This window comes from Actinomycetota bacterium (assembly GCA_005774595.1).
Classification (GTDB): Bacteria; Actinomycetota; Coriobacteriia; order Anaerosomatales; family D1FN1-002; genus D1FN1-002.
In genome coordinates, this window is the sequence record VAUM01000520.1 from 1 (window position 1) to 1009 (window position 1009).

Sequence of the window (1009 nt, forward strand, 5' to 3'; positions counted from 1 at the left end):
CTCCCTCGGCGGTCTCGGCGAGCAGCTCCGCGATCCGCCCCATCTCGGTGGATTGGCCGGTGCTGGTGACGACCGCGCGGCCGCGCCCCACGGCGACCGACGTGCCTGCGAACACCATGTTGCGCCTATCGCCGAGTGCGGCGTGCTCGTCGGCCAGCGCGACGCAGTCCTTGCGCACGGGTGCGCTCTCGCCGGTGAGGGCGCTTTCCACGACACGCAAGGCGGCCGCTTCGAGGAGCCGCGCGTCAGCGGGGATGCGGTCGCCTGCTTCAAGCAACACGATGTCGCCCGACACGAGCGTCTCGGCGGCGACCTCGGTCTCAACGCCGTCACGTACCACCGTGGCCGTGGGCGCCGAGAGCTCCTTCAGCGCTTCCAGCGACTGCTCGGCGCGATACTCCTGCACGAAGCCGAGCACGCCGTTGAGCAGCAGGATCGCCAAGATGGCGATGGCCTCCGGCACCTGACCTTCGATCGCCGAGATGATCACGGCGACCACGAGCACGTAGATCATGAAGTCTTGGAACTGCGACACGAAGATCCGCCACGGCGGGGTCTTCGCCTGCTCCTTGAGCCGGTTGGGGCCGTCGGCGGCGAGCCGAGCGGCGGCCTCCTCGGCAGTCAGCCCCCGCGCAGGATCGCTACTGAGAAGCTCGGCGACCTTCTCGGCGGGCAGAGAGTGGAAGGCGGGTGAGCGGTCGTCGGTCACGAGTGGCCCCCTTGGCGCAGCGTGCACGGCACTGGCATGCGTTGAGAGTCTCGCTGCTTGCGGGCAGGACCGGGACACGATAACGCGTCCGGGGATGTCGGCCTGCCTCCCCGCTGGCGCGGGGCGCTACTCCCCCTCGACAGTCGTGACGGTACCCCAGGGGCGGCGTGAGGGCAAACGCGCGGGCTATCGGCCCGTGGCTCGGGTGGCGTGCTGGCCCAGCGAGCGGCCGGTAGGGGTGACGGCGAGCCCGCCGAGCGCGGTCTCGCGAAGCGACGGCGGCAGCGAGCGGCCCACGTG

At 70.9% G+C, this 1009-nt stretch carries 2 protein-coding genes; both read right to left on the reverse strand.

What is annotated here, in order from left to right:
- A partial coding sequence (locus FDZ70_11395) for an ATPase (GenBank protein TLM64560.1) occupies positions 1–709 on the reverse strand: 709 nt, incomplete at its 3' end.
- Positions 710–895: 186 nt separating this feature from the next.
- Positions 896–1009 (reverse strand): serine dehydratase (locus FDZ70_11400; GenBank protein ID TLM64561.1); only part of this gene is annotated, 114 nt, incomplete at its 5' end.